Below are 23,155 nucleotides of genomic sequence, written 5' to 3' on the forward strand. Positions count from 1 at the left end.
TACATAATTTCGCAAAATCTCCTACCTGCTGTTTATTCGTTGCACCACTCCTGTATCACCATATGACAATTTGTTCCGCTTAAACCGAAGGAGCTCAAGGCGGCAGTTCTCCGTTCTTCTCCCGCAGTGTTCCATTGCCTTTTCTCTGTATTTACGAAGAAAGGGCTTTCTTTAAGATTCAGATGTTCATTCTCTCGATTAAAATGCAATGATGGTACGAGCGTCTTGTACTTCATACACAGCAATACTTTAATCAATCCGGCAATTCCTGCTGCTGCCAGCGTGTGCCCAATATTCGTTTTTACTGAGCCTATGGCACAATATTGACGCTTAACCGTATATTTTCTAAATGCTTCTGTTAAAGCCGATACCTCGATTGGATCTCCCAGTTTTGTCCCTGTGCCGTGAGCCTCTACATAGGTAATGACAGCCGGATCGATGCCGTACATATCATATACGTACGTTTCCAAATTACATTGAGCCTGCCTGCTTGGCGCAGTTAACCCATTCGTTTTGCCATCCTGATTAATGCCGGAACCTTTAATAACGCCGTATATATAATCACCATCATGCACAGCCTTTTCCATTGGCTTCAGGACGACGGCGCATACTGCCTCTCCTGGAACAAACCCATCTGCAGAATCATCGAACGTTTTGCACTTCCCGTCTTTGGCCAGCATACCACCTTGACTAGTCATAATATGAATTTCAGGAGATGCGAGAATGTTAACTCCTCCTGCCAAAGCCATTTCGCTCTCCCCACTGCGAAGGCTTTGGCAAGCTTGATGCACGGCAACTAGCGAGGAGGAGCAGGCCGTATCAATAGCCATGCACGGACCGGTCAAATTGAAGCAATAAGAAACTCTTCCCGGCAAATAGGCACATCCCATGCCTGTCAGCATATTAGAATCAAGTTCCTTACCGCTAGCCTTTAAATTGAGTTCATATCCGTTCGGCAATACTCCCACAAATACGCCAAATCGCTTACTTGATAGCGTAGAAGGAGGATAACCCGCATCTTCCAGAGCCCTCCAGGACTCTTCGAGAAACAATTTATGCTGTGGATCCATCCATTCAGCTTCCTTCGGAGCGATCTTGAAAAATAAAGGATCAAAGTGCTCGATATCTGATAATAATCCGGCCCATTTAGAATATGACTTATTCGGAGCGGAAGACGGATGATAATACTTTTCCATATTCCATCGGTAATTTGGAATTTCCGTTATGCTGTCTGTGCCTGCTGCAAGGTTATCCCATAATTGAACGATATTCTCTGCCCCGGCAAATCGCCCACTTATACCGATTACCGCTATATCGGTCGAACGGATTTCTGAAAGCTGACGTTTTTTTCCTTTTGCATTTTCGACAGCAGCAGCTTCGAAAGAGGAGTACAGAAGCTGGTATCCTTCCTCAGGTGTGATTTGTCCCATCCGGATCTTCTCCAGAATAACCTTTTTATTGTGCCGAGCGTCCATATTCAATCCCCCGTCAGCTTCAATATTTCATCCACATCTATATGTCCTTTACTTAATTGCCGCAGCAAATACATAGCCTCTTCAGGTTTCACTGGCGAAGATTCGAACTGTGTCGGTGAAGCGACACGGGCAGGTTCTTGTTTCCGTAAAAATTGCTTTTTGCCGTTATTAACGCCGATTCGAAGCTGCGACACTATCAATGCCGCCAATTCGTTAATTGTCGTAAAATCATATATGGAAACTGTTTCAAGATTCAATTCATAATGTATATTAATGTCCCGAATAAATTCAACGCCACCGATCGAATCGACCCCCATTGAACGTAAATCCTGATCCATCCGAATATTGGAAGAAGGCATCATCAAAATGCGGCTCAATAAATGTACTAGGTTATTCTTTATCTCATTAAGCCCGTCGGAATTTTCATCCGTGCCGATGCACCCTTTCTGAGTAGAATTGAGAATCGGCGAGCAGCTAGCCGCATTGTTTTTTGACGGACTGCGCAATTGAATCTTTGGACGAACTCCTTCTTCGAGCAACTCTTCCTTCCCTGCATTCCCTCTTCTCTCGGATTCAAGCCTATTATGTGGCTGGATGGATGCCAGTTCCTTGTGGCATTCGCGCTCTACGTAATTGATTAACGATCCGACCAGTGGATGATCATAAATGGTGACTGCCTCTAATCGAATGTTGAACGCTTTATTGATATCCCTGATGATTTCAACGCTTGCAATAGAATCCACGCCCAATTCTTTAAGCGTATCCTCTGGAGTAACCTCATCTGCAGGTAAATGAAGTGTTCTGCATATCGTGCTGATAACGGTGCGCGCAACATGTTCCCGTTCCTCCCGCAGTAACTCTTGAGGAATGCCTATCGGTTTACTCGAGTCTGACGAAGCAGAATGATTCGGCAGAGATTCTGCACGATGATTATCCGATTTGCTGAAATAATATTGAATGCGATCTTTAACATCTTGGACTTCTGGATGACTAAATACAACTCCATGCATCTTCACTTCGCGATCGATAATCGGCAACAACTCGGTTAATGAGCGTCCCGCCAATTCTTCTTTCAGGGTCCGAACTGCTTGCATAGGTTTTGAAGCTATCGTTCGTGCCAGCCTAACAGCTTCCGGGAGCACTTCTCGTTGATCCTTGAAAATTATGGGGCAGCCGCGCTGCTTCAACTCTTCGCCGCGATACTCACCGGCAGTTAGCATCATCTCGGTCGCCAACACCGTACCAAGCTTCTCCCGAAGAATATAGGTAGAACCAAGACCTGGTGTAAAACCATAGTTCACATAGTTCGCCGTGTAGACTCCTTCATTAGCCATAATAATCAAATCTCCGTAGAGGCCAAGCGTTAGTCCACCACCGATCGCGTGTCCCTGAATAGCTGAAATAACAGGCACTGGACAAGACAACGCGCTTTTGTATACGACTGATAATTTTGTGAATTCATTCACACGATTAGCAATATCAGTCAGTTGCCCCTGTGTGCCCCCCATCGAAAATACATTTTCATAACCGGTCAAAATCACAACCTTGATTCCTTTATCTTCCCGAACGGCGTCAAAAGCTTCGGCTAAACCCGTTAAAAGCTCTTCGGAGAACATATTTCTATGTAGTTTGTCCTGCATCACAATCAGCGCAATATGGGTATCAACTTTCTGCAACGAAACAGTCTTGTCAGACATTCCCATGTTATACTCCTCATCATTCGAATTTCGAACCTGACGAAAGCTCTTGTCTGTATTCAATGCGTTCATAGACTCCGACCCGTTGGATATTTGACTCCGACTTCCCGCAGCACTTTCATCAATCCTGAATCTGGTACGCTCATAAACAGTGGTTGGCAGCGGCAGTTTATCGTACTGCCCTTCCTCGGCAATCATTCGCCAATCAATGGACTTGCCCTCCAGCCATAAAGTAAGCAGCAGATCAGTGAAATCCTGCTGCAAGTCCACAGTCTGCAATGTATGACGGAATGAGCCAGAAGGCAAAAATTCCGAGCTCCCCAGCAAGATCATATCGTGTCCTTCTAAATCAAACGATTGCTGCACCCCTGTCAGCTTGGTTAACCACTCATGAGAGTTGGCAATGTCCAAGAATGGATTTCCACAGTTCTTCAGTAGATTGAAGTTTCCTGTTGTTAGGGTTTCAACCTTTGCCCGCAGCAATGCGTTAAGCAATTCTTTCTCTTTGGATTCCGGGGCACAGATTAGATAAACGACCTGTTGCTTGTCAAAAATGCCATCCGCAAGCAGCTCCGTAATCTCACTATACGAAGATTGACGAATCGATTCCCGTTCCGTCAAATCCCATTTACGGTTAAGATGGCGGAAGCAATCCAGCAAAACTACAAATAAAAGGCTGTCGTTTGTCGTGTCACGTTCCTCTGCGCCGGTTCTAATATAGTCATGAAGAATCGCCGTAATGTCTAATCCGACAGCATCCTCGATTACCTGGCCCCACTCGCGCCACACTTTTTTAAAAGTAAACTGTTTATCAAGCAGCATTGCTGCCTGCTGCGCATAATATTGCAATGTTGCAGAATCAGGATATTCCAGATTCATCAGCAACTTCATGTATTCTTCATCTATCGTAAACGGTTTCCTTAATTTTTTCGCTTCATGGTCATAGAATGGGAGTTTGGGACGTTTCAGTTGAATGCCACCGACCGCTTTTATGCCGTACAACATGCTTACAACATCGGTTAACGACACAATCCCCGACAGCGCAAGTGCTACCCATACCCCTTCTCTTTCGCCGGCAGACACACTAATTGTGCAGCCTAATTCGTCAAGAGTCGATGCCAATACATATCCTACGGCAAATTGGTATAATTTCAGGTGCTTCACCGGCCACTTTTTTTGGAGAAATCCCGTTTTTATTCTGGACTGTCCCAATACCTCCTCCGCCTCCGCCAATACCGTCATTACCTTTTCTTTTGCCGACGGACACAACTCCGCAAAAAGATCAAATTCACTGTATCCCTGAATAGTTACTGTACCCGCGTATAGTCCAATCGGATTATGCTGGCTTGATGCTTCGACGATGACAGGTGAAGATAAGTAGGCCTCTATGTCACTGCATGATCTAACCTGGACTCCGCATCGGAACGGGAGCGATGATCGCCCGCCAAGAAGTGTTAAGCAAATGTCGCGCACATGCAGAAGGTTGAATGAATCTGTCTGAACAAAAGCCTTCCATTTTGCGATCAAGCCCTCTAAGCTTTGTTTCGATTTTGCAGAAAGAGTAAACAGACCTGACCATTCCTTGCTATTTGACTTTCTCTTTCTTTCTTCATACGCTTCGACAATAATATGAGAGTTCACTCCACCAAAGCCAAATGAACTAATTCCAGCTCTTAACGGTAGAGACGCCCCGCCTGCTGTCCAATCTATAGTTCGCTCCGGAATGAAAAAGGGAGATCCGCTCATGCGAATTAAAGGATTTATTGTTTTCAAATTGATATGGGGCGGAATTTGTCGGTGCTGCATCATCATTAAAATTTTGATAATACCGGCAATTCCTGCAGCTGCTTCAAGGTGTCCTATATTGGTTTTAACCGAAGCTATCCCACAAAATTCTTTCTTATCTGTCCATGATCGGAAAGCCTGTGTCAATGCCTCCATTTCGATCGGATCGCCGAGTGACGTACCCGTACCATGCGCTTCCATGTATGTAACAGTTGACGGATCTACGTTAGCTTCACGTAAAGCTGATTCTATAACTTCTCTTTGTGCCCGAACTTGCGGCGCTGTTATCGATAAAGCTGTACCTCCGTGATTGACGCTCGATCCCTTGATAACACCATATATATGACTGCCGCATTGTATGGCCCGATCAAAACGTTGAAGCAGGATGACTCCCACTCCGTCCCCGGGAACATAACCGTTGGCATCAAGGTCGAATGTCTTGCATTGCCCGTTAGGACTCAGCATTCTGGATTGAGAGAAAGCAATATATTTTGCTGGATGGAGATTTGCGTTTACGCCGCCGACAATCGCATAATCGCAATCCCCCGACAGCAAGGATCGCTTCGCTTCATGAATAGCGACAAGTGAAGACGCACATGCCACATTTATCGTGTGGCTTGGGCCGTTCAAGTCAAACGCGTACGATAATCGATTCGCCGCGATAGCTTCATAATTGCCTAAGCAAGCGTATGGCTCAATCCCTTCAGATCGTTGAAAGGTTTCGTGGCGATAATCGGTCGTCATTATCCCGACATATACGCCAGTCTTCTTCTGTTGAAGCTCATGAAGAGGAATCCCTGAGTCTTCTATGCATCGCCATGCTTCTTCAAGCAGAAGCCTCTGCTGTGGATCCATGTTGCGGGCTTCACGGGGTGAGATGTTAAAAAACGAATTATCGAAGTCAAATATATCGTCGACAACACCGCACCATTTGCTCACGGTCTTGTTGGGAACATCGATATCAGTTGAATAAACATCGCTGATATTCCAGCGATCAGATGGAACCTCTTGTATACTGTTCACACCGCGAACCAAATTGCTCCAATATTCATCCTTATTGCGAGCGGAAGGGAACCTGCATGACATTCCGATTACAGCAATTTGCCGTTTTGCTTGCTGCGCATGCTTAACGGAGGATACTGTTTTCATCTCATCACCCTTTTTATTAATGATCGTGCTTTTCCCACGGAAATCGATCATGCCGCACATAATTGTAAAGTGCCTGCATAACGTTGTCCTGCTGCAATAGGCCACTAGTAGCAGCAATGGCTATTCGTTCCATTGAATCCGATATCAACCACATCTTCCTAAAGTATTCTTTTGCGTTCTTAATCGATCCTTCATCCATTTTTACAACTCTTTGGGACAATTTATGGATGTATTCCTCCGGCCGTTCCGTTACTTCATCCACCAAGCCCCAGCCGTATGCTTGTTCGGCACTGACTGGCAGCGTTGACAAAGTCATTGTGTATGCGCGCTGGTAGCCGATTCTCCTTATCAAATAAGGGATAACCATGGATGGCAAAAGTCCCCATAATAATTCCGACAAATTAAACTTGGCGCGAGAAGTAGCCAGCACGAAGTCGCATGCCGCAGCAACGCCGACGCCGCCCGCCATAACCACACCATCAATAAACGCTACCACAATTTTGGGACTGGCAGAAATCCGTTTTAGTAAATGCATGAACAACTCGCAGAACTCTTTTCCCGCATCCGTGCCCGCTCCCGACTCGTCCACGATCGATTTCAAATCCATTCCGGTACAAAAAACCCCTTCATGTCCTTCGATGAGGATAATCCGACAACTTGGATCTTGCTCCGCATCATCCATCATTGAATGCAATTCATGGAGTACTGTTGCATTCAGACTATTGTTTTGCAAGGGTCGATCCAAAGTTACCTTAAGCCAACCTGCTAATGAACGTAAAGAAATGGTTGTGTAGGATTTTCCTTTTTCCATGCTCAGCTCCATCTATACTCTCTGTGGTACTCATTAATTTCGTGAAGAACCAAAAGTCCGCTTCCCTTATAAAAATGACTGTAAATTGTATTAAAATCATCAAAAGCAACGCGATGGTTTCTCGTTCCAAATGGAATCTCCTTGTTTAGAAGCAATAAACGCTCATACTCGTCTATTGATAATTTATGCCTTTTCGATAAAAGCTGCTCGATATTCATCTCCATCAACTTTTGCTTGGAACCTGATCCTACAAGCCCGCTGAAAAATTCGGACGAGCAGCCCGAACCGTAAGAGAACAACCCTATCCGCTTCTCTTCATGGATTGCCGTGTATTCGATTAAGCTGCATAATGACAAATACAAGCTTGCTGAATAGACATTGCCAACCTTTGAGCAATAAGTTAGGGAAGGCATAACGCGCGTTTGGAAATCACACTCGATTTCCTCAGAAGTCGCGCGGTACAGTTCTCTCATTAATTTCCGATGGGCTCCTTTAACCATCCCTCCGAATGGCGAATGAAACGCCAAGCTATCGAAGGTAGTCAGAAAATCAACTTCCTCCACTTTAGCTTCATAATCTCGAAAACATTGTTCAAAGCAGTCCAAGTAAGACAGGAGCGAAAGATCCGAATCTCCGGTTTCCATATCCGGCAGCGGTCTGCACGTATCCATGACTTCGAAGCTATAATATCCTGAAGCTCCTAAATCCAGCTCCATGATGTCCGGCCGATCGCTAATGAGCATCGCTACTGCTCCGACACCTTGCGATGCTTCAAAATAATCCATATCTTCCGACATCTTCGCCATATCCGTCGCAATGACTAACGCTTTTCTTCCTGGCAAACAGCTAGCCACAATATAGCTAGCCGCCATTTGCAGCGCGGCTGTTCCGCCATAACAGGCTTGCTTGAGTTCGAATACCCGACAATTACGGCTTAACGACAAATAGTCGTGTACATATGTACTTATGGATTTGCCAAAATCGATTCCGGATTCGGTAGTCGTAATTAGTAAATCGATGCTTTCCTTTTCTTTATCTGACAGCCGATCCACTAATGGTTTGGCGGCATTCACTGCATTTGTAACGGGATCTTCGCAGGGGATTGCAACAGACTTCACATCTAACATCAGATTGTCGTAACGCCCCGAATCCAGTCCCCTCTTTTCGAAAATAGAGCGGACATCTATGCAGGCTGACCCTCCAAAAAAGTTGATTGCCTCGATTCCGACTTTCATTGCTCCCGCCTCTTTCCAAAAATAATACTCGTGTTAATTCCACCAAACCCAAACGAATTACTCATAACGGTATCCAGCTTCGCTGTTGCAGAAGCTTCGACGCAGAATCGAAAACCGGACTCGATTGGGCTGCTCAAGTTCAAAGTCGGATGAACAAAGTTTTCGTTCATTTGAATTACTGTCGCGATTGCCTCCACAACACCAGAACTGAATAAACAATGACCTGTTAGCGACTTGGTAGCATTAAGCCATATGTCAGATACACGATCCCCAAAGGTAGTTCGTATCGCCGACAGTTCCGTTGCATCTCCAAGCGGAGACGATGTTCCGTGCGTATTAATGTAATCAATGTCGTACAGCGAAACACCTGCTCGCTTTATTGCCTGTTCCATGACCTGTGCTTCCCCCTCGACGCTAGGGTTTGACAGACGATTGCCATCCAAATGAAAAGCCCCTCCTAGAATATAGCCATAGATAGGGGCATTGCGTGATATAGCAGACTCCAAGCTCTCCACGATAAGTGCCGCCGAAGCTTGGCCGTAAATAAATCCCTCATGCTCGGAGTCGAATGGCCGGCAAGCAAGATTCGGCGTACTTCGAAATGTCCTTCCACCTAACGCTCCAATATTGAAAAAGGCTCTCATCTCCATAGGAGATAGATCCGCGAACGGAGCCGCGATTAGGCATGCATCCACTTCTCCCGATTTAACGAGCTGGCAGCCTTTAATAATCGCAGCATTACCGCTCGCGGAAGCCGCTCCTAATGAAAATCCCTCACCGTAGATTTGGAATATTTCACTCAATACACCAACATAATTCGTATCCATGAACCGTAATGCATACGTCGGTGATATATAATCGGGTTCTCTTTGATACAAGTCATACAACGAATAAGGAATCTGCTGAGTAAGATTACTGCCCGCTACAATCAGTCCTCTACGGAGAGGATCATTCTGTGATGCATGAAGCTGCGCACCATACCATGCTTCTATAGAGCTGAGAACGACCGTCTGCATGGCAAGCGGGGTTCTTCTTACGGCAAGTTTGACCCGTTGAATCATATCTTGCGGCAAACAAGATTCATATTTATCGAAATGAGCATGAAAATCGAAATTTCGAATCATTGCTCCGATACTGGAAAAATCCATAATCTCATCCATAAAATCAATACCGCATTTACCTTCAAATAACCCGGCTCTAAAGTCGTCCGCTTGATGACCGATAGAGCTTACAACCCCCATCCCGGTGATTACGATCTGCTTCATTCAGTTTAATTGCCTTCCTGGAAGATACGCACCAAATCTCCAATATTCGATGCTTTGCCGAAATTGACCATAGGGATTTTAACACCCAAGGATTGCATGACAGACACCAGGATTTCCATTCGGTCCACGGAATTCGCTCCTAGTTCCCGCAGCGAGTCTTCCAGAGTAATTTGTTCCCCGGCTAATTCAGGTAACACTTCGCGGATATGCTCCACAATAATTTGAAATATCGACTCTCGTGTCAACCATAACCCCTCCTCATTCCATCGTTACAGAACATTTGTTAATTGATTGAATCGGGACTGCAGCAACTGTGCTGTCTCCTTCATCATCATATGGCCGATCTCATCGACATGGCGATTCCGCCAATTCTCTAACGAAGTTCCCTTGACCCATTGGTTGAAGGAACCTAGCGCAGGACCGCAATGTACCTGGTAATCAACCTTCATCTCCTCTATCCCTTGCAGTGCCAATCGTGTGGAATATGCAAAGTACCACTTAAAAACCATGGCCATTTTATACTTAGGATTTCGCTCTGCCCTTTCAATCTCTTGTGGAGGATAATACTGCTTGCAATCGTTATAAGCTTGATCGAAAGACCTTTTGAAATACTTTTCTTGAATTTGATTCCTTGTTTTATCGTCAATATCATCCAAAGATGAATACTTTTGATACAAGTCGTACAACTTATTCGCTCGGGCTGGAAAAAGCACACCCCGCTTCAGCACTTGCACCTTCGCGCCTATCTCGAACATGTCCCCGGCTGGAGCATAATCCGTATCCTGAACGTTAATACTGCTCAGCAGTTCCTTAACAGAGGAACTAGTCTTCGCTTCTACCGTGCATTGATTAATGGAACCCGTCAAGATAAAGTCCGCTCCTAAGATAAAAGCTGCGGCTGCGGCTTCCGGTGTACCGATTCCTCCTGCTGCACCAACCCTGACTTTTTTTCGGTATTGAAACTTATCCATCATCCGATCTCTAAGTTTGATAATTGCAGGCATCAGCGCATAGGCGACTCCTTGATCGGTATGTCCACCGGAATCCGCTTCCACGCATATATCATCCGCCATCGGCAGCATGCTTACTTTCTCTGCTTGCTCCGGACTGATTTTACCTTCCTGAAGCAGCTTTCTGACGATTCGCTCAGGAGCCGGACTAAGAAACGCTTCGGCAACCTCCGGCCTAGATATTTTGGCTATTATTTTGCTGCTGCTGACCAGTTCTCCCGTGGGGGCATAATAAAATCCGCGTGCTTTGAATAATACCAAAGCCGGCGTGATGCTCATAAAAGCTGATGCATCAATTGTCTTTACGCCGCAATTCATGTATAGTCTGCATACCTCTTCTTCTGCATCCGGGTTCGCCGGATTATGCAGCAAATTTACCCCATATGATTGCCCTTCTGTTAATTCGCTTTGGATTTGCCGGATTGCGGCCTCGATTTCCGTTAGCGTCATCCCGCCTGTACCGAGAAAACCCATCATTCCGGACTTGCCCATTTTTATGACCATTTCAGGAGAAGCGATCCCTTTATACATGGCTCCGGACAAATACGCATATTTCAATTTATAGTCTTGCTTGAATTCGCTGCTCCCTAACATTTCTGCCGTTATTCGGTGAGTTTGTGGCAACGCAGCATAAGAAGGCTTGGATCCCCGCTCCCATTCGCTCGGTTGAACGGTAACAGTTTCTGCTGAGAATGATTTCCCGATCTCCTCCGCTGTATATGCAGTCTTTTCTTCCTCACGAATTTTTCCGATTAACTTCGTGAGCACATTTCCCGGTCCAACTTCCGTAAATTCAGTTTCTCCAAGCCTCATAAGATATCGAATACTGTCATTCCATCTTACCGAAGCCGTAATTTGCTCGGCTAGATTCGTTTTGATTTCACCCTGTCCATACGGTTTTGCAGTCAGATTGGATATGACGGGAATTCGTATCTGACCAAACTCGAAAGATTCCATATAGCGCTTGAATTGCTCTTTTGCTCCATTCATATAGCTGGTGTGGAATGCTCCACTAACCTTTAACCGAATGCACATTTTGGCACGCGCTTCAAATAGCGGGAGCGCACGCTCTATCTCGTCCTGCGGTCCTCCTACGACGATTTGGGAATCAGCATTATAATTCGATATTTCAATGGAATACAGGCGGTTCTCCTTGATTACCGCTTCGACTTGATCAGCATTGAGCCCGATTACGGCAAGCATGCCTCCACCGGAAACCTGGCTCATAAGCTCGCCTCTTTTCTTAACTAGACGAAGACCTGTAGCAAAATCAATGGCCCCAGAAGCAAAGAGTGCGTTGTATTCCCCTAAACTATGTCCTGCCAAATAACGCGGTTCTTGTTCCGACTCTTGCAACCGACAGAGATAGCTTAATGCGTTTACTGTATATAAAGCTGGCTGCGTAAATTGTGTTTGTCCTAATTGCCGGTCAGGATCCTCTAAACATAACGTTCGAATGGAATAACCCAATATATCGTCTGTGCAGGAAGTAATGTCAGGAAACTGGTCAAAAAGATCTTTACCCATCCCTATATGTTGAGAACCTTGACCTGGAAATAAATAAACCGCCATTATACCCCACCTTTTCAATAATCATTTAAATTGAGACAGCTTGAAAGAGAGCGAATCCAATTGTTCTGGAAACGATTCGATTCGATGATAAGGCGTCCACACTGCTATACATTCCGAACGGGATAAACTTGATAGGCACTGCTTCACGACATTAACGAGCGTTCCCGAGGGACTTAGATCTAAATAAAGATGCTCTCCTTCTTGTTCCAAGTTACGAATGGCATCTGGAAATAAAATAGGATCACGGACTACCCTCCAAAAGTAATCACGTTCGAATCGCTTTTTTCTTCCTCCTTCACAACCAGAAATAAAATCAACTCTTGGGAAGGTAAAGTCCAATGTCCTCAGATAGGCTAGATAATCGGATGCCGCTTCATCTATATGCTTCGAGTGAAAGCCATAGCTAACCGGAAGCATCTGACATGAAATATTTCGCTGTTTCAACTTCCGTTCAATTTCCGCTAGCCCCCTTCTATCGCCGGAGATAACAAAATGATTTCCATTCAAGGAAACAAGCTCGGAATTGTACCGAATAACAGGATCAAAAGCATCCTGTTCATTTGAGATCACCGCCATCATTCCACCTTGTGCACATTTGGATTCCAGGCAATGAGCTTGTCTAAGCACCATTTCGAATGCCATATCCTCGTCGCACGTCCCCGTGGCGGCTGCAGCTACGAACTCTCCCAGGCTGCTTCCAATAACTTCATCTGGATGGATTGTGAAAGATTGCAGCAATTTTGATAAAGCAAGCTGAAACATAAAAATGGCCGGATGCGTATAAATCGTCCGGTCAAATGAATCGCTTATCTTTTTGTCATTTGCAAACCACTCAGCCAAAATTGAAATTCCGCTAAATTTGATTGCAAATTCATTAAAATGGTCGAGCCATCTTCGGAACACCCCGTATTCATGATACAGTTGCTTCCCCATCTGGTAATATTGGGACCCCTGCCCTGAAAACATAAACACTACTTTTTTTGAAGCCACCGGATATCACCCTCAAATCGGTTTTCGACATTTCAGACTTTTAGATATATAGAGCTTATTTGAAATGTAACAAATGATCTTGATTTCTTCTCATCCTGAATTTCACGAGCTGCTCTTTGTTTGAAATTTGAAAATAGATATTGTTCTGCAATAAATAACTGAGAGGATAACCGGGTTCCTTCCCATAGGAATGCCCTGGATAAATGCGCGCCCGTGGCGGGACTTCGCGTTTGATGCGTTGTATGCTGTCGTACATAGCGGATGCATCTCCTCCATCCGTATCACAAGTACCGCAGCCTTCAATAAAAATCGTATCACCAGTAAATAGGCAATCTTCTAGCAGATAGCATGCACTTCCTATTGTGTGACCAGGGGTATGGAGTGTTCTAATTTCCGTCTCGCCCAACCACAATCGCTCTTCGTCTAGCAATGATTTTAAGTTCGTGCAAGAAAACCGATAATAGCAAATCTCTTCATGAAGCATGCACACTTCCGCTTGATGGCCAACCGCAAACCACTCAGCCAAATCAACATGATCCTTATGGGAATGAGTGAGTAGAACATAGACCAAATCGACACCCAAATTTGCAATAGCCCGTTCTATCGTTGCAGGCTCCCAAGCAGGATCAATTAGCAAGCATTTCTTCGTTGCCACATCAACCACCAAATAGCAATAATTGATGAACGGATACCTGCGAACCTTAAACTGATAAACCTGATATCGATTCCCCACTAAGTATTCATTCCCTTTGTATGGCAGGAGCAGGATAAAATAGAGTCAATTCCCTGCAACGAAGCCAGATTTACATCAAATTCTGTATTTCTCGGCGACACAATCGTACACACATAATGCCCTAACACATAGGAATTTGAAGCATATTGTGGAAATTGGGAATATGTACAGCGAATAATGCCGTTACATTCCATGACCTCTTGTATCTCTAACAGTTCCATAGACACAGTCAGGCCAGTCCTCAACACTTTGGACAATGCTTCCTTCGACGTCCAAAGCAGAGTAACCAGTAATGGATATGAGCAGTTTACCCTGTCAACGAATCCTCTCTCTAGTGCCGTCATATGCCTTTCCATGATTCCGAGCTTGTCGTCGTCATTGATAATCTCTAGATCGATCCCCATTGGGTGAGACTCTGGAAAAGCAATTGCCGCTCCAACGCATCCGCTATGCGTGATGCTTACTTGCAAATTAGATGCTTGCTCCAACACTAGAAAAGGCTGCCCAAATACACCCGATTCGACAAAAATACTTTGATATTTTAAGGTAGGCATCAGTTCTGTTACGGCCCGCTTTGCGCTATATCTCCCCAAAATGTAGCTTTTCTTACGGCGTTCAAAGCGCATCCCCCATAAGTAAGCGCTTTCATTTGGATGAAGAACACGTTCTGCAAGTTCAATCTCACCCTCACTGTTTCCAATGTGGACAACACTTAACGCAGCATTTAACTTAACCATGTCTCTACGTAAATCAATCCGTTGTCCAAATGATGCATAGCTCATAGCATCAGCCACCATTAAACAAGATTTTGAGGTTCCTTATATTATTTGCCTACCTATCAACGTGCCGAAACAACGGTTGATTTTCAGCAAATTTTTTACACTCATTGACAAATATATACAAAATACCATCTTATACAACAGTATATCACAGCTTTTTTGAAAATGGAACATTTTTCTTATGTAAAATATACCATTGCCTTACTGTTCTTCAACACTATAAAATGTCATTCCCCAATTAAAAGAGGAATGACATTTTGCAAATTTCGACGATGTCTATAAATTTACGATATTAACCATATCATTTTTTTCTAGAAGAACAGAAGCGACATGCCCTTAGCTTAAAACTCTGCCTATTGATGAAGTATTTCTAGTCCTACATCGATAAGCCTTTCACTTCCAAGAAAGCTTAATGAGATTTTAGCTCGATTTTTCCGTTTGTCCAATTTCCGAATAATTCCTTCCATTCCCTTTAGCGGACCACATTTTACTTGAACTCGTGAATTTATGACGATTGCGCCCGATAAATTGATAATATGATTTCGATCAAGCAATTGAAATAAAATAGAGACCTCTTCTTCAGGAATGTTGGAAATGGAAACAATATCATCACTATTATATATCTTATGTTGTGTTTGAAAGTTATTTAGAATACTGTAGACCTTCGGTATCTCTTGAAGCTTATAGTAGGTTTTTGTATTCATCGTAGTTCGTATGAGAAGATAACCGGGAAACATCGTTTTGACAACATAATGAATATGGCCTTGTTTTTTTTCACATAATCTTCTCTTAGGAACAATCGCATGTAATATGGACGGATCAAAATCACGACATATAATTGCTCGAACAAGCTCTTCACAACCCGTTTCAACACTTAATGCATACCATTTCATTTTTAGTCCCCTCACAACAATATGAATCATGACAGTATTTGTATCAAAATGAAGGACACAGAATAAAACGTTCTACTGCGAAATCGGTAACTCAACACGCATGATGTCTAGTTTGTAGGAGAGCTCATTTGAAGTTTGTTGATATCATTCTGCGGAGTCGGTGCTGAAAATTACTCGAGACGTAGTAAATGTAACTACATCTTTATGTAGTCAATGCTCTTCAATCTTAAAAACATTCATGCAATCTCCTCCTTTCCCTATTTTTCTTAAGTTCAAATACATATTATCCAAGATATTGTCAATTCCTGCTTCTGATTGTATAAAAATATCATTCTGTTCTCCTAAACATAATAAAAAGCCCGAAAACGGGCTTTAAAAAAGTGAAACTATTTATGGTTTTTATCCATGCTATTTTCAATAAATCGAGTTATCATCCAAATCGTTTAAATGGCCTGATCCATAGCGCATATGCGGCATCTGCCAAGCATTTCACCATCCATTATGAGCGACAGCTCGTCATTAGCCTGTACTGATCCCACACCTGCAGGCGTTCCAGTAAACACCAGATCTCCTACCCCAAGGCCATAATGATCGGCAATATAGGTAATAAGGGCATCAAACGAGAAGATCATATCACCCACCGAACCTGATTGCACTTCCGTACCATTGTTAAGCAGGCTAAATGGGGAATGCAACAATGCCTCTGTTCCCGGAAAAGGACGGAAAGACGTAATCGGCGCGGAGTTCAAGACTCCTTTTGCCGCCATCCATGGATGCCCCTTGCGCTTGAGCGCATCCTGAACATCGCGCAGCGTAAAATCGATTCCAAGTGCGTAGGCATCAACAACCTCGTCGGCAGTCATTCCCTTCTCTACAGGCTTCCCGATTCGAAGTACAAGCTCTATTTCATGATGAACGGCTCCAAGATGTAGGGGCAGCGGCAGATCGGTCATCTCTGAAATATCCGTAACCGCGTGAGAGGGCTTCATAAATACCATAGGCTCCTGAGGAACCTCATTGCCAAGCTCGGCAGCGTGAAGGCGGTAATTGCGGCCTATGCAATATACATTTCGAATGTAGGAATGATTACTTTTGTCCAAGCTTTGCGTACTTAAATTCGGATTCATGCTTTTCTCCCCCATAAATGTTCGGCGTTTTCCTGTCAGTATTAATTTAAATTTGAATAATTATGAATTATTGCTTTTTTCGTATGTTCCCGCCCTGATCGATCTGGACGCCCGGGGATATTTCCTGCACCCGCTTCATTAGCTTCTGCCCTCGTTCACCTTCGAGTGGAATAGCTTGCCCTACGTTTGTAAAGAACGGGGTCATCTTAAGCTCGCACTTCCCATCCTTCTTGCATTCCGCTTGAAGCGCCATCGTTTCCCAGGTTTTTGGGTTTTCTGCTTGCGTAAAAATAAAGTTGCCCATTGAGTATGCAATCCAGCTGTTTTTTTGCTGCTCGAAGCCCTGCACGACATGGGGATGGCCGCCAACGATGAGGTCTGCTCCGGAATCCACGAACAGCTTCGCCAGCTCCTTCTGCTTCGCATTCGGCTCGTCTGTCCGTTCTTCTCCCCAATGCGCAATCACGACAACAATATCCGCTTCCTTCTTGGCGGACTTGATTGCTTCTGCCGCCCGCTCCTTCGTCCCTTCATAGGTTGTCGCTACTCCAGGCTTGTTCTTCCATGCATACCAGGTATCGTCCGGAATGACTCGACTAAGTCCCAAAAATGCCAATTTAATGCCATTGCGCTCTACGATATGCGGCGTATAGGCTTCTTTGGAATTGCTTCCAGCTCCTATGTAAGCAACGTTAGCAGATTTCAATGCTTTAAATGTATCAAGCAGCCCTTCTTCACCTTGATCCATCGAATGATTATTGGCCAAGTTGACAATGTCGATTCCCGCCTCAGCCATTGCCTGTGCCATCTTCGGAGAGGATTTGTATACAAACAGTTTGTTGTCTGCTGGAGAACCACCAGTCGTTAGCGGCGTCTCCAAATTTCCAATCGCAAGATCCGCATCCTGCAGCAGTGACTTCGCATAATAATAAGGGAAGTCATAGCCCTTCTCCTTCACAACATCCTCAACACGACCTGACATCATCATGTCACCTACGAAGGCTAGACGAACTGTCGGCTCCTTCTTATCATCCGGCACTGCTGTTCCATCATCCGCATTGGCGTCCTTAGAATCCTTCGAGTCATCCGCACCTTCTGCGGTCTGATCTTGTCCGCCTGTCCCTGACTTATCTCCGACAGGAGCTGTTATTCCATCCTGCGCTTCCGTCCCACCCAAATCGAACAACTTCCCCTGCCATGCAAACAGCGCCGCTGCAATGATGATAATACCTAGAACACTGTATCCCCATACAGCTTTCCGCTTCCTGTTCTGACGCTGCTCTCGCTGCTGCTTGTGTCGTTCCGTTCTTGATAGCTCCATAAGCCCTCCTTCGTATGTTCATTTTTTTGTATGGTTAGATCCAATACATGCTAATTCTATTATAACAAGGGTACGATAGCCTCGGCAAAGAAGCATTTTCAACTCCCTCTACTCTGCCTATACCCAAACGAGGAACGAATGAACTACATTCTAAGTCCAACCAGTTCCAGTTCCAGTTCCAGTTCCAGTTCTAGTTCTAGTTCTAGTTCTAGTTCTAGTTCTAGTTCTAGTTCTAGTTCCAGCAGATGTTAGTCAGACTCATAGGCAGACATCTATCTTTTTGCACCAATTTGCACCGCATGAACAATACAAAAAAAGAGGCCGTGTTCATACACGACCTCCTAATTATCACGATCTATTTATATACGTACGATATCGCACTCATTTTATCATGGCAGTATGTCAGGAACTGCAAGCTTCTGCAAGCGTTCAGGCCATGCTGCTCGCACATGCTGTCGGCATGCCGTTCTCTGAAGCAGTCTCAGCTAAGATTGCAACGGACTGTTCGCCCGCCATTCGCCCGCTGTGAATACAGTCTGGCATTCCAACCCCTTCATAGGGTTGACCCGCAAGAAATACACCTGGCAATTGAGTTCCAACTGACGCGCGCAGCTTCTGAATCGCCTGCACATGTCCTACCGGATATTGCGGCATCGAGTGCTTCAGTCTCGTAACCTCTACGAACTCCGGCTCGGATGTAATTCCCATAAGGTCTCGCAATTCATTGCGAACCGTGCGCTTCAGCGCTTCATCCGGCCAGTCGACACGCTCCTCATCTCCCGCTCGCCCAATGTAGCAGCGAACGATAAGCTTATCCCCTCTTGAAGTATGGGGCCACTTGATCGATGTCCACGTGCAAGCCGTTATGGCTCGCTTCTCTTTGCGTGAGATGAGGAAGCCAGTTCCATCCATCGGCTTGTTCACCACACTGCGTTCGAATACACTGACAACATTGGCAACCGATACATGTTCAATCGCCCGTAGTGCAGATGTATCCACATGTCCCTCTAAGAAGGTCGAAGCATGGTACGATGGTGTTGTGACCACGATTGAGGACGTCTCTATCTGGCTCCCATCATGGAGATGGATGCGATAGCGGCCATCTTCCATCTTCTCGAATCGGTCAGCACTCACGCCCAATTGAACATTCACCTTCAATTCTCGCAGCACATCCTCCAAGCGCTCAACAAGTGAGGTTAGTCCGCTGCGGAACGTTAAGAAGGTGGAGCCTCTTGCCACATCCGGCAATCCAGGGAGATTCTGTCCAGCCTTCCGGCTTGCCATCATTCCCTTGATAAGACTACCATACTTCCGTTCTACTTCAGCAAATTGCGGGAACGTCTGCTGCAAGCTCAACTTGCTCATATCACCTGCATAAATACCGGCAAGCAGCGGCTCTGCAATGTGCTCCATCACTTCATGACCTAATCGCCGCTCCAAGAATGAGCCTAGCGACTCATCCTCAGTCGACATACGCGGCTTCTTGAACAAATCCATCAACGCTCGCAGTTTGCCTATGACAGAAATAAGGCCTGTCTTCGCGAATGGAGTAAGCTCAGTAGGAATTCCAAGAATAAGGCCTGGCGGCATGCGATGCATAACCCCCCGCCTTACAATGTATGTCTTCTTGGCATGTGGATTCGTAGCTACAAGCTCCGTCTCCAGTCCGAGATCGCGTGCTAAATCGATCATCGGCATCTTACGGGCGAGAAAGGAATCCGGTCCCTTCTCGATAACACATCCATCCTTGCGCAAGGTCTCGATCTTGCCTCCAAGTCGTGTTGCTTGCTCAATGATAGTTATATTCAGAGTTCGTCCGTTCTCTTCCGCCTTCTTTGCCGCGTAGTAGGCAGCGGACAACCCCGTTATTCCCCCGCCGATGATGACCAGATCCCGCGAACAGTTCATGTTACGCCCCTTCTTTCTCTAGCTCCCTATTGATCCAATTTCATAATCGTGTCGGCCAATACCGACATGAATTGTGGATCGTCGTTCAACATGCGAATGCGCTTGAAGCCAAGCTGCAAGTTCTGTGCATTCTGAATCGCTTCAATGTCCAAATCATACAGGACTTCCAAATGATCGGATACGAATCCGATCGGTGCAGACAGCACCCACTTGGTTCCCTCGTCCGCAACAGTGGACAGCGTGTCTAATATATCAGGGCCAAGCCATGGTGTTGCAGTCTGGCCTGCACTTTGCCATGTAAAGCGCCATTGGCTATCCTTCAAGCCACACTGCTTGGCTATAGCTGCAGCTGTTGCATTCAATTCATCTGGATACGGATCGTTCATCTCCAGTATTCGTGCCGGTAAGCTATGGGCGCTGAACAGCACCTCAACCGCTTCACGATCCGCTCCTTCCTGTACGAATGCATCCAGCTGCTCATTCACTCGCTTCACAAGTGCATCAATAAGTTCCGGATGCAGATGATAGCTATTCACACATTTCATCCGGATACCGTGCTTTTCCGCCTCTTCCTGAGCACGTTTATTGTAGCCGCCGACACTCATCACGGAGTAATGCGGAGCCAGAACAATACTTACGGCCTCCGTAATACCGTCGTGCGCCATTGCCGCTACGCCGTCTTCTATATAAGGCTGAACATGCTTCAACCCTTGATAGCACATATACTGTACATTTGTATCTTCCGTGAGTCGATCCAAGGCAAGCTGCAAGCCAGCGACTTGGCGGTCCGTATGCTCACGAAGTGGAAATACACCGCCTACAATTGCTTCATAGCGCTCTTGCAGTTCAGTTAGCTGCTCGGCAGAAGGCGGATTTCCCCTCCGGATGTGCGTGTAATAGGGTTCGATTTCTTCCATGCTGCGTGGTGTCCCGTAAGACATGACGAGGACCCCTACTCTTCTCTTACTCATGCGCCACCTCCATCGTGATTTACTGCCAAGTTCTATTTACGAGAAGCAATGGCTTCAGCCGAGTACGAGTGAACAAATTCCGTTAATTGCTTCAGCTTGTCTAACGATGCCTCTGGGAATAGTCCGTGTCCAAGGTTGAATATATAACCTGGCTCCTTCACGCCTTCGTCTATAATATGAGCCGCTTCACGTTGAATAATGTCCATCGGACCGGTCAGCAGATAAGGATCAAGATTGCCTTGCACCGCATATTTGCCAGCCAAGCGCTTGCGACCTTCTGCAATCGACACACGCCAATCCAATCCGATCACATCAGCCTTCAGCTCATGCAAATACGGCAGCAGCTCACCTGAGCTAACGCCTGGGAAGTAGATGCTTGGCACACCCAAATCAGATAATTCAGAATATATCCGTTCCATAACAGGGAGGACATATCTCACGTAATCACGTGGCGACAAGGAACCCACCCAGCTGTCAAATAACTGGAATGCCTTGCCCCCATTCGCAATCTGTGCACGAATATAGCGAATAACCATATCGCCCAGCTTGTCCATAAGAGCGAACCATACTTCCGGCGCTTCATACATCATCGTCTTCGTCCGAATATAGGACTTCGATGGCCGTCCCTCAATGAGATAGCTCGCAATCGTGAACGGTGCTCCCGTAAATGTAATCAACGGTACGTTCAGCTCCGCGTCCAGTATCCGAATTGTCTCCAGAATATGCCCAAGATCTCCTTCTGGATCAACTGGCTTCAAGCGCTCAACATCCTTAGCAGTGCGGATCGGATTATGAATAACTGGACCAACCTGCGCTACAATATCGAAATCAATTCCCATCGATGCGACTGGATTCATGATGTCTGAATAGAGGATAGCGGCGTCGACACCAAGCTTCTTCACTGGCATCATCGTCACTTCCGCAGCCAAGTCTGGCTGGCGGCATATTTCAAGTAAGCTGTACTTCTCCTTAATCTTGCGATACTCCGGATCATAGCGACCCGCCTGGCGCATATACCATACTGGCAAGCGATCTACGGATTGTTTGCGGCATGCGCGGATAAAACGATCATTATAAGTCATAGATACCCTCCGAACGAACGGTATTGTGCAAATTGTTACAACCTGACGCTTCCATTATGCCCGTTTTCCAGAACGACCACAACCAGACCATCTCTCGAAGCTATGACAATCTGTTGACAATCGACGTCCGGAAATGAACAGACTTTGACATTTTATCATACATGCCCCTCCTTTGCCGATATTCCACCACTTCTCTGCATTCATTCTGCGTATTCAAATTTGAACATGGACACATTCGAGACAACCTTACCTTCATAAAATTTATAATGTTGCACATCATATGCTCATGGATTAGGGACACATAGGAGGGACAGCACTTATGGACTTGCTTCAGCAGTTGAATGACGCATTTCATGATTGCGATGACTTAACCGTGCGTTCTTATGGTGACGGAGAAGTAACGCTATATTACTTTGACCACCTACTTGATGGATGGAAATACAGTTGCTAAACATTTGGAGAATTCGCCGTACTCATTTTTCCCGCAGTGGTACGATACAGAACGGCCTGATGCAATTGCTAGTTGTCTATCGCTTGGCAAAATCGCGCTAATTACTGATAACAGCCTTCCGTGCTGGCGGCTCCTGCACGTTTCTTGGAATTTTTCGCATCAACAGGGGACGCATATGAGAGATGGCATTTCAGCGTTTTTATTCGCTTTCTGCGTTTAGCTGCCTTCATGCTTTCTATTATGTTTAGTGCTTTTTATGTGGCGGTTACAACCTATCACTATCAATTCATTCCGGCTACGTTGCTGAAGACCATTGTTAGTTCACGCTCGTCTGTTCCCTTTGACCCGATGATTGAGGCACTGCTGATGGAATTTGTCATCGAGCTGCTTCGAGAGGCAGGAGTTCGGCTGCCGACGAAGATTGGACAGACTATCGGTATCGTAGGCGGTCTCGTTATTGGACAAGCCGTTGTTCAAACTGGACTAGTCGGGAATGTACTTATCGTCTCTGTTGCGGCCGGAGCGTTGTCCTCCTTCATCGTGCCGAATTATACCATGGAGACCTCACTGCGCCTGCTGCGCTTTGTTGCGATTCTGTTAGCCGGCTTTCTTGGCTACTTCGGGCTGATGGTGTTCTTCATCGTCTTCATTGTGCACCTATGCCATCTGCGCAGTATCAATCGGGAGTATATCTGCTTAAATGGAGTGCCCTTCTATATGTTCTTGACCCGATCCCTAATGCCGCAATCTGTGGCGCACCCAGCAACTGATGTTGTGGCGGGTGACGGAAGTAAACATGAGATGATATCGGAGGTGCAGCCTTGTCACCAACATGCAAAGCCTGGGGAGTAGGTATTCTCATCTATATGGAATGCCATTCGACATCTCGTCTATGATTCGA

At 45.5% G+C, this 23,155-nt stretch carries 16 protein-coding genes and 1 pseudogene; 1 reads left to right on the forward strand and 16 read right to left on the reverse strand.

What is annotated here, in order from left to right:
• Positions 1-32 precede the first annotated feature (32 nt).
• The 16 genes from M3661_RS15435 to hemE all read right to left on the reverse strand — a co-directional run bounded on the left by M3661_RS15435 (position 33) and on the right by hemE (position 21,803).
• Positions 33-1,475, reverse strand: a complete 1,443-nt coding sequence (locus M3661_RS15435; RefSeq protein ID WP_065290798.1) for a type I polyketide synthase — start codon at positions 1,473-1,475, stop codon at positions 33-35.
• Between the two features lie 2 nt (positions 1,476-1,477).
• A complete protein-coding gene (locus tag M3661_RS15440; RefSeq protein WP_251486490.1) occupies positions 1,478-6,106 on the reverse strand; it encodes a beta-ketoacyl synthase N-terminal-like domain-containing protein in 4,629 nt (1,542 codons plus the stop codon).
• 16 nt (positions 6,107-6,122) lie between these two features.
• Positions 6,123-6,917, reverse strand: a complete 795-nt coding sequence (locus tag M3661_RS15445; protein ID WP_251486492.1) for an enoyl-CoA hydratase-related protein — start codon at positions 6,915-6,917, stop codon at positions 6,123-6,125.
• A gap of 2 nt (positions 6,918-6,919) precedes the next feature.
• A complete protein-coding gene (locus M3661_RS15450; RefSeq protein WP_251486495.1) occupies positions 6,920-8,152 on the reverse strand; it encodes a hydroxymethylglutaryl-CoA synthase family protein in 1,233 nt (410 codons plus the stop codon).
• Entirely contained in the window at positions 8,149-9,417 is a 1,269-nt protein-coding gene (locus M3661_RS15455; protein WP_065290802.1) for a beta-ketoacyl synthase N-terminal-like domain-containing protein, read from the reverse strand. Before M3661_RS15455 ends, M3661_RS15450 begins: the two co-directional genes overlap by 4 nt.
• Positions 9,418-9,422: 5 nt before the next feature.
• Positions 9,423-9,662 (reverse strand): acyl carrier protein, encoded by a 240-nt coding sequence (locus tag M3661_RS15460; protein WP_065290803.1) that lies wholly within the window; start codon positions 9,660-9,662, stop codon positions 9,423-9,425.
• A 24-nt stretch (positions 9,663-9,686) separates the two neighbouring features.
• Positions 9,687-11,999: an ACP S-malonyltransferase gene (fabD, locus tag M3661_RS15465; protein WP_065290804.1), complete on the reverse strand. Its 2,313-nt coding sequence runs from the start codon at positions 11,997-11,999 to the stop codon at positions 9,687-9,689.
• 21 nt (positions 12,000-12,020) lie between these two features.
• Positions 12,021-12,965 carry an acyltransferase domain-containing protein gene (locus tag M3661_RS15470; RefSeq protein ID WP_285853053.1) on the reverse strand — a complete coding sequence of 315 codons (945 nt, stop codon included), beginning with the start codon at positions 12,963-12,965 and terminating at the stop codon, positions 12,021-12,023.
• Positions 12,966-13,044: 79 nt separating this feature from the next.
• A complete protein-coding gene (locus M3661_RS15475; RefSeq protein ID WP_311279580.1) occupies positions 13,045-13,722 on the reverse strand; it encodes an MBL fold metallo-hydrolase in 678 nt (225 codons plus the stop codon).
• The gene (locus M3661_RS15480) at positions 13,722-14,504 is read right to left on the reverse strand and encodes a 4'-phosphopantetheinyl transferase family protein (protein WP_251486503.1); all 783 of its coding nucleotides are present in this window, start codon (positions 14,502-14,504) and stop codon (positions 13,722-13,724) included. The genes M3661_RS15475 and M3661_RS15480 overlap by 1 nt, the downstream gene beginning before the upstream one ends.
• A 350-nt stretch (positions 14,505-14,854) precedes the next feature.
• Entirely contained in the window at positions 14,855-15,394 is a 540-nt protein-coding gene (gene loaP / locus M3661_RS15485) for an antiterminator LoaP (protein ID WP_065290807.1), read from the reverse strand.
• A gap of 443 nt (positions 15,395-15,837) precedes the next feature.
• Positions 15,838-16,521, reverse strand: a complete 684-nt coding sequence (locus M3661_RS15490; protein WP_065290808.1) for a fumarylacetoacetate hydrolase family protein — start codon at positions 16,519-16,521, stop codon at positions 15,838-15,840.
• A gap of 67 nt (positions 16,522-16,588) precedes the next feature.
• Positions 16,589-17,842, reverse strand: coding sequence for a CapA family protein (locus tag M3661_RS15495; protein WP_251486506.1), 1,254 nt, complete (start codon positions 17,840-17,842; stop codon positions 16,589-16,591).
• A 429-nt stretch (positions 17,843-18,271) separates the two neighbouring features.
• Positions 18,272-19,750, reverse strand: coding sequence for a protoporphyrinogen oxidase (gene hemG / locus M3661_RS15500; protein WP_065294214.1), 1,479 nt, complete (start codon positions 19,748-19,750; stop codon positions 18,272-18,274).
• 26 nt (positions 19,751-19,776) lie between these two features.
• Positions 19,777-20,721 (reverse strand): ferrochelatase, encoded by a 945-nt coding sequence (gene hemH / locus M3661_RS15505; RefSeq protein WP_251486509.1) that lies wholly within the window; start codon positions 20,719-20,721, stop codon positions 19,777-19,779.
• A 32-nt stretch (positions 20,722-20,753) separates the two neighbouring features.
• A complete protein-coding gene (gene hemE, locus M3661_RS15510) occupies positions 20,754-21,803 on the reverse strand; it encodes a uroporphyrinogen decarboxylase (protein WP_021253265.1) in 1,050 nt (349 codons plus the stop codon).
• A 428-nt stretch (positions 21,804-22,231) separates the two neighbouring features.
• Here hemE and M3661_RS15515 point away from each other — a divergent pair.
• Positions 22,232-23,106, forward strand: a pseudogene (locus M3661_RS15515) (spore germination protein).
• The last annotated feature ends 49 nt before the right edge of the window (positions 23,107-23,155 follow it).

Source organism: Paenibacillus sp. MER 180, assembly GCF_023713665.1.
GTDB classification, from domain to species: Bacteria; Bacillota; Bacilli; order Paenibacillales; family Paenibacillaceae; genus Paenibacillus_B; species Paenibacillus_B suaedae.

What these genes read in the sequence shown, in the direction of transcription:
- M3661_RS15435 (WP_065290798.1), bottom strand. Translation starts at nt 1,475, where the DNA reads ATGGACGCTCGGCACAATAAAAAGGTTATTCTGGAGAAGATCCGGATG.
- M3661_RS15440 (WP_251486490.1), bottom strand. Translation starts at nt 6,106, where the DNA reads ATGAAAACAGTATCCTCCGTTAAGCATGCGCAGCAAGCAAAACGGCAA.
- M3661_RS15445 (WP_251486492.1), bottom strand. Translation starts at nt 6,917, where the DNA reads ATGGAAAAAGGAAAATCCTACACAACCATTTCTTTACGTTCATTAGCA.
- M3661_RS15450 (WP_251486495.1), bottom strand. Translation starts at nt 8,152, where the DNA reads ATGAAAGTCGGAATCGAGGCAATCAACTTTTTTGGAGGGTCAGCCTGC.
- M3661_RS15455 (WP_065290802.1), bottom strand. Translation starts at nt 9,417, where the DNA reads ATGAAGCAGATCGTAATCACCGGGATGGGGGTTGTAAGCTCTATCGGT.
- fabD (WP_065290804.1), bottom strand. Translation starts at nt 11,999, where the DNA reads ATGGCGGTTTATTTATTTCCAGGTCAAGGTTCTCAACATATAGGGATG.
- M3661_RS15470 (WP_285853053.1), bottom strand. Translation starts at nt 12,965, where the DNA reads ATGTTTTCAGGGCAGGGGTCCCAATATTACCAGATGGGGAAGCAACTG.
- M3661_RS15480 (WP_251486503.1), bottom strand. Translation starts at nt 14,504, where the DNA reads ATGAGCTATGCATCATTTGGACAACGGATTGATTTACGTAGAGACATG.
- loaP (WP_065290807.1), bottom strand. Translation starts at nt 15,394, where the DNA reads ATGAAATGGTATGCATTAAGTGTTGAAACGGGTTGTGAAGAGCTTGTT.
- M3661_RS15490 (WP_065290808.1), bottom strand. Translation starts at nt 16,521, where the DNA reads ATGAATCCGAATTTAAGTACGCAAAGCTTGGACAAAAGTAATCATTCC.
- M3661_RS15495 (WP_251486506.1), bottom strand. Translation starts at nt 17,842, where the DNA reads ATGGAGCTATCAAGAACGGAACGACACAAGCAGCAGCGAGAGCAGCGT.
- hemG (WP_065294214.1), bottom strand. Translation starts at nt 19,750, where the DNA reads ATGAACTGTTCGCGGGATCTGGTCATCATCGGCGGGGGAATAACGGGG.
- hemH (WP_251486509.1), bottom strand. Translation starts at nt 20,721, where the DNA reads ATGAGTAAGAGAAGAGTAGGGGTCCTCGTCATGTCTTACGGGACACCA.
- hemE (WP_021253265.1), bottom strand. Translation starts at nt 21,803, where the DNA reads ATGACTTATAATGATCGTTTTATCCGCGCATGCCGCAAACAATCCGTA.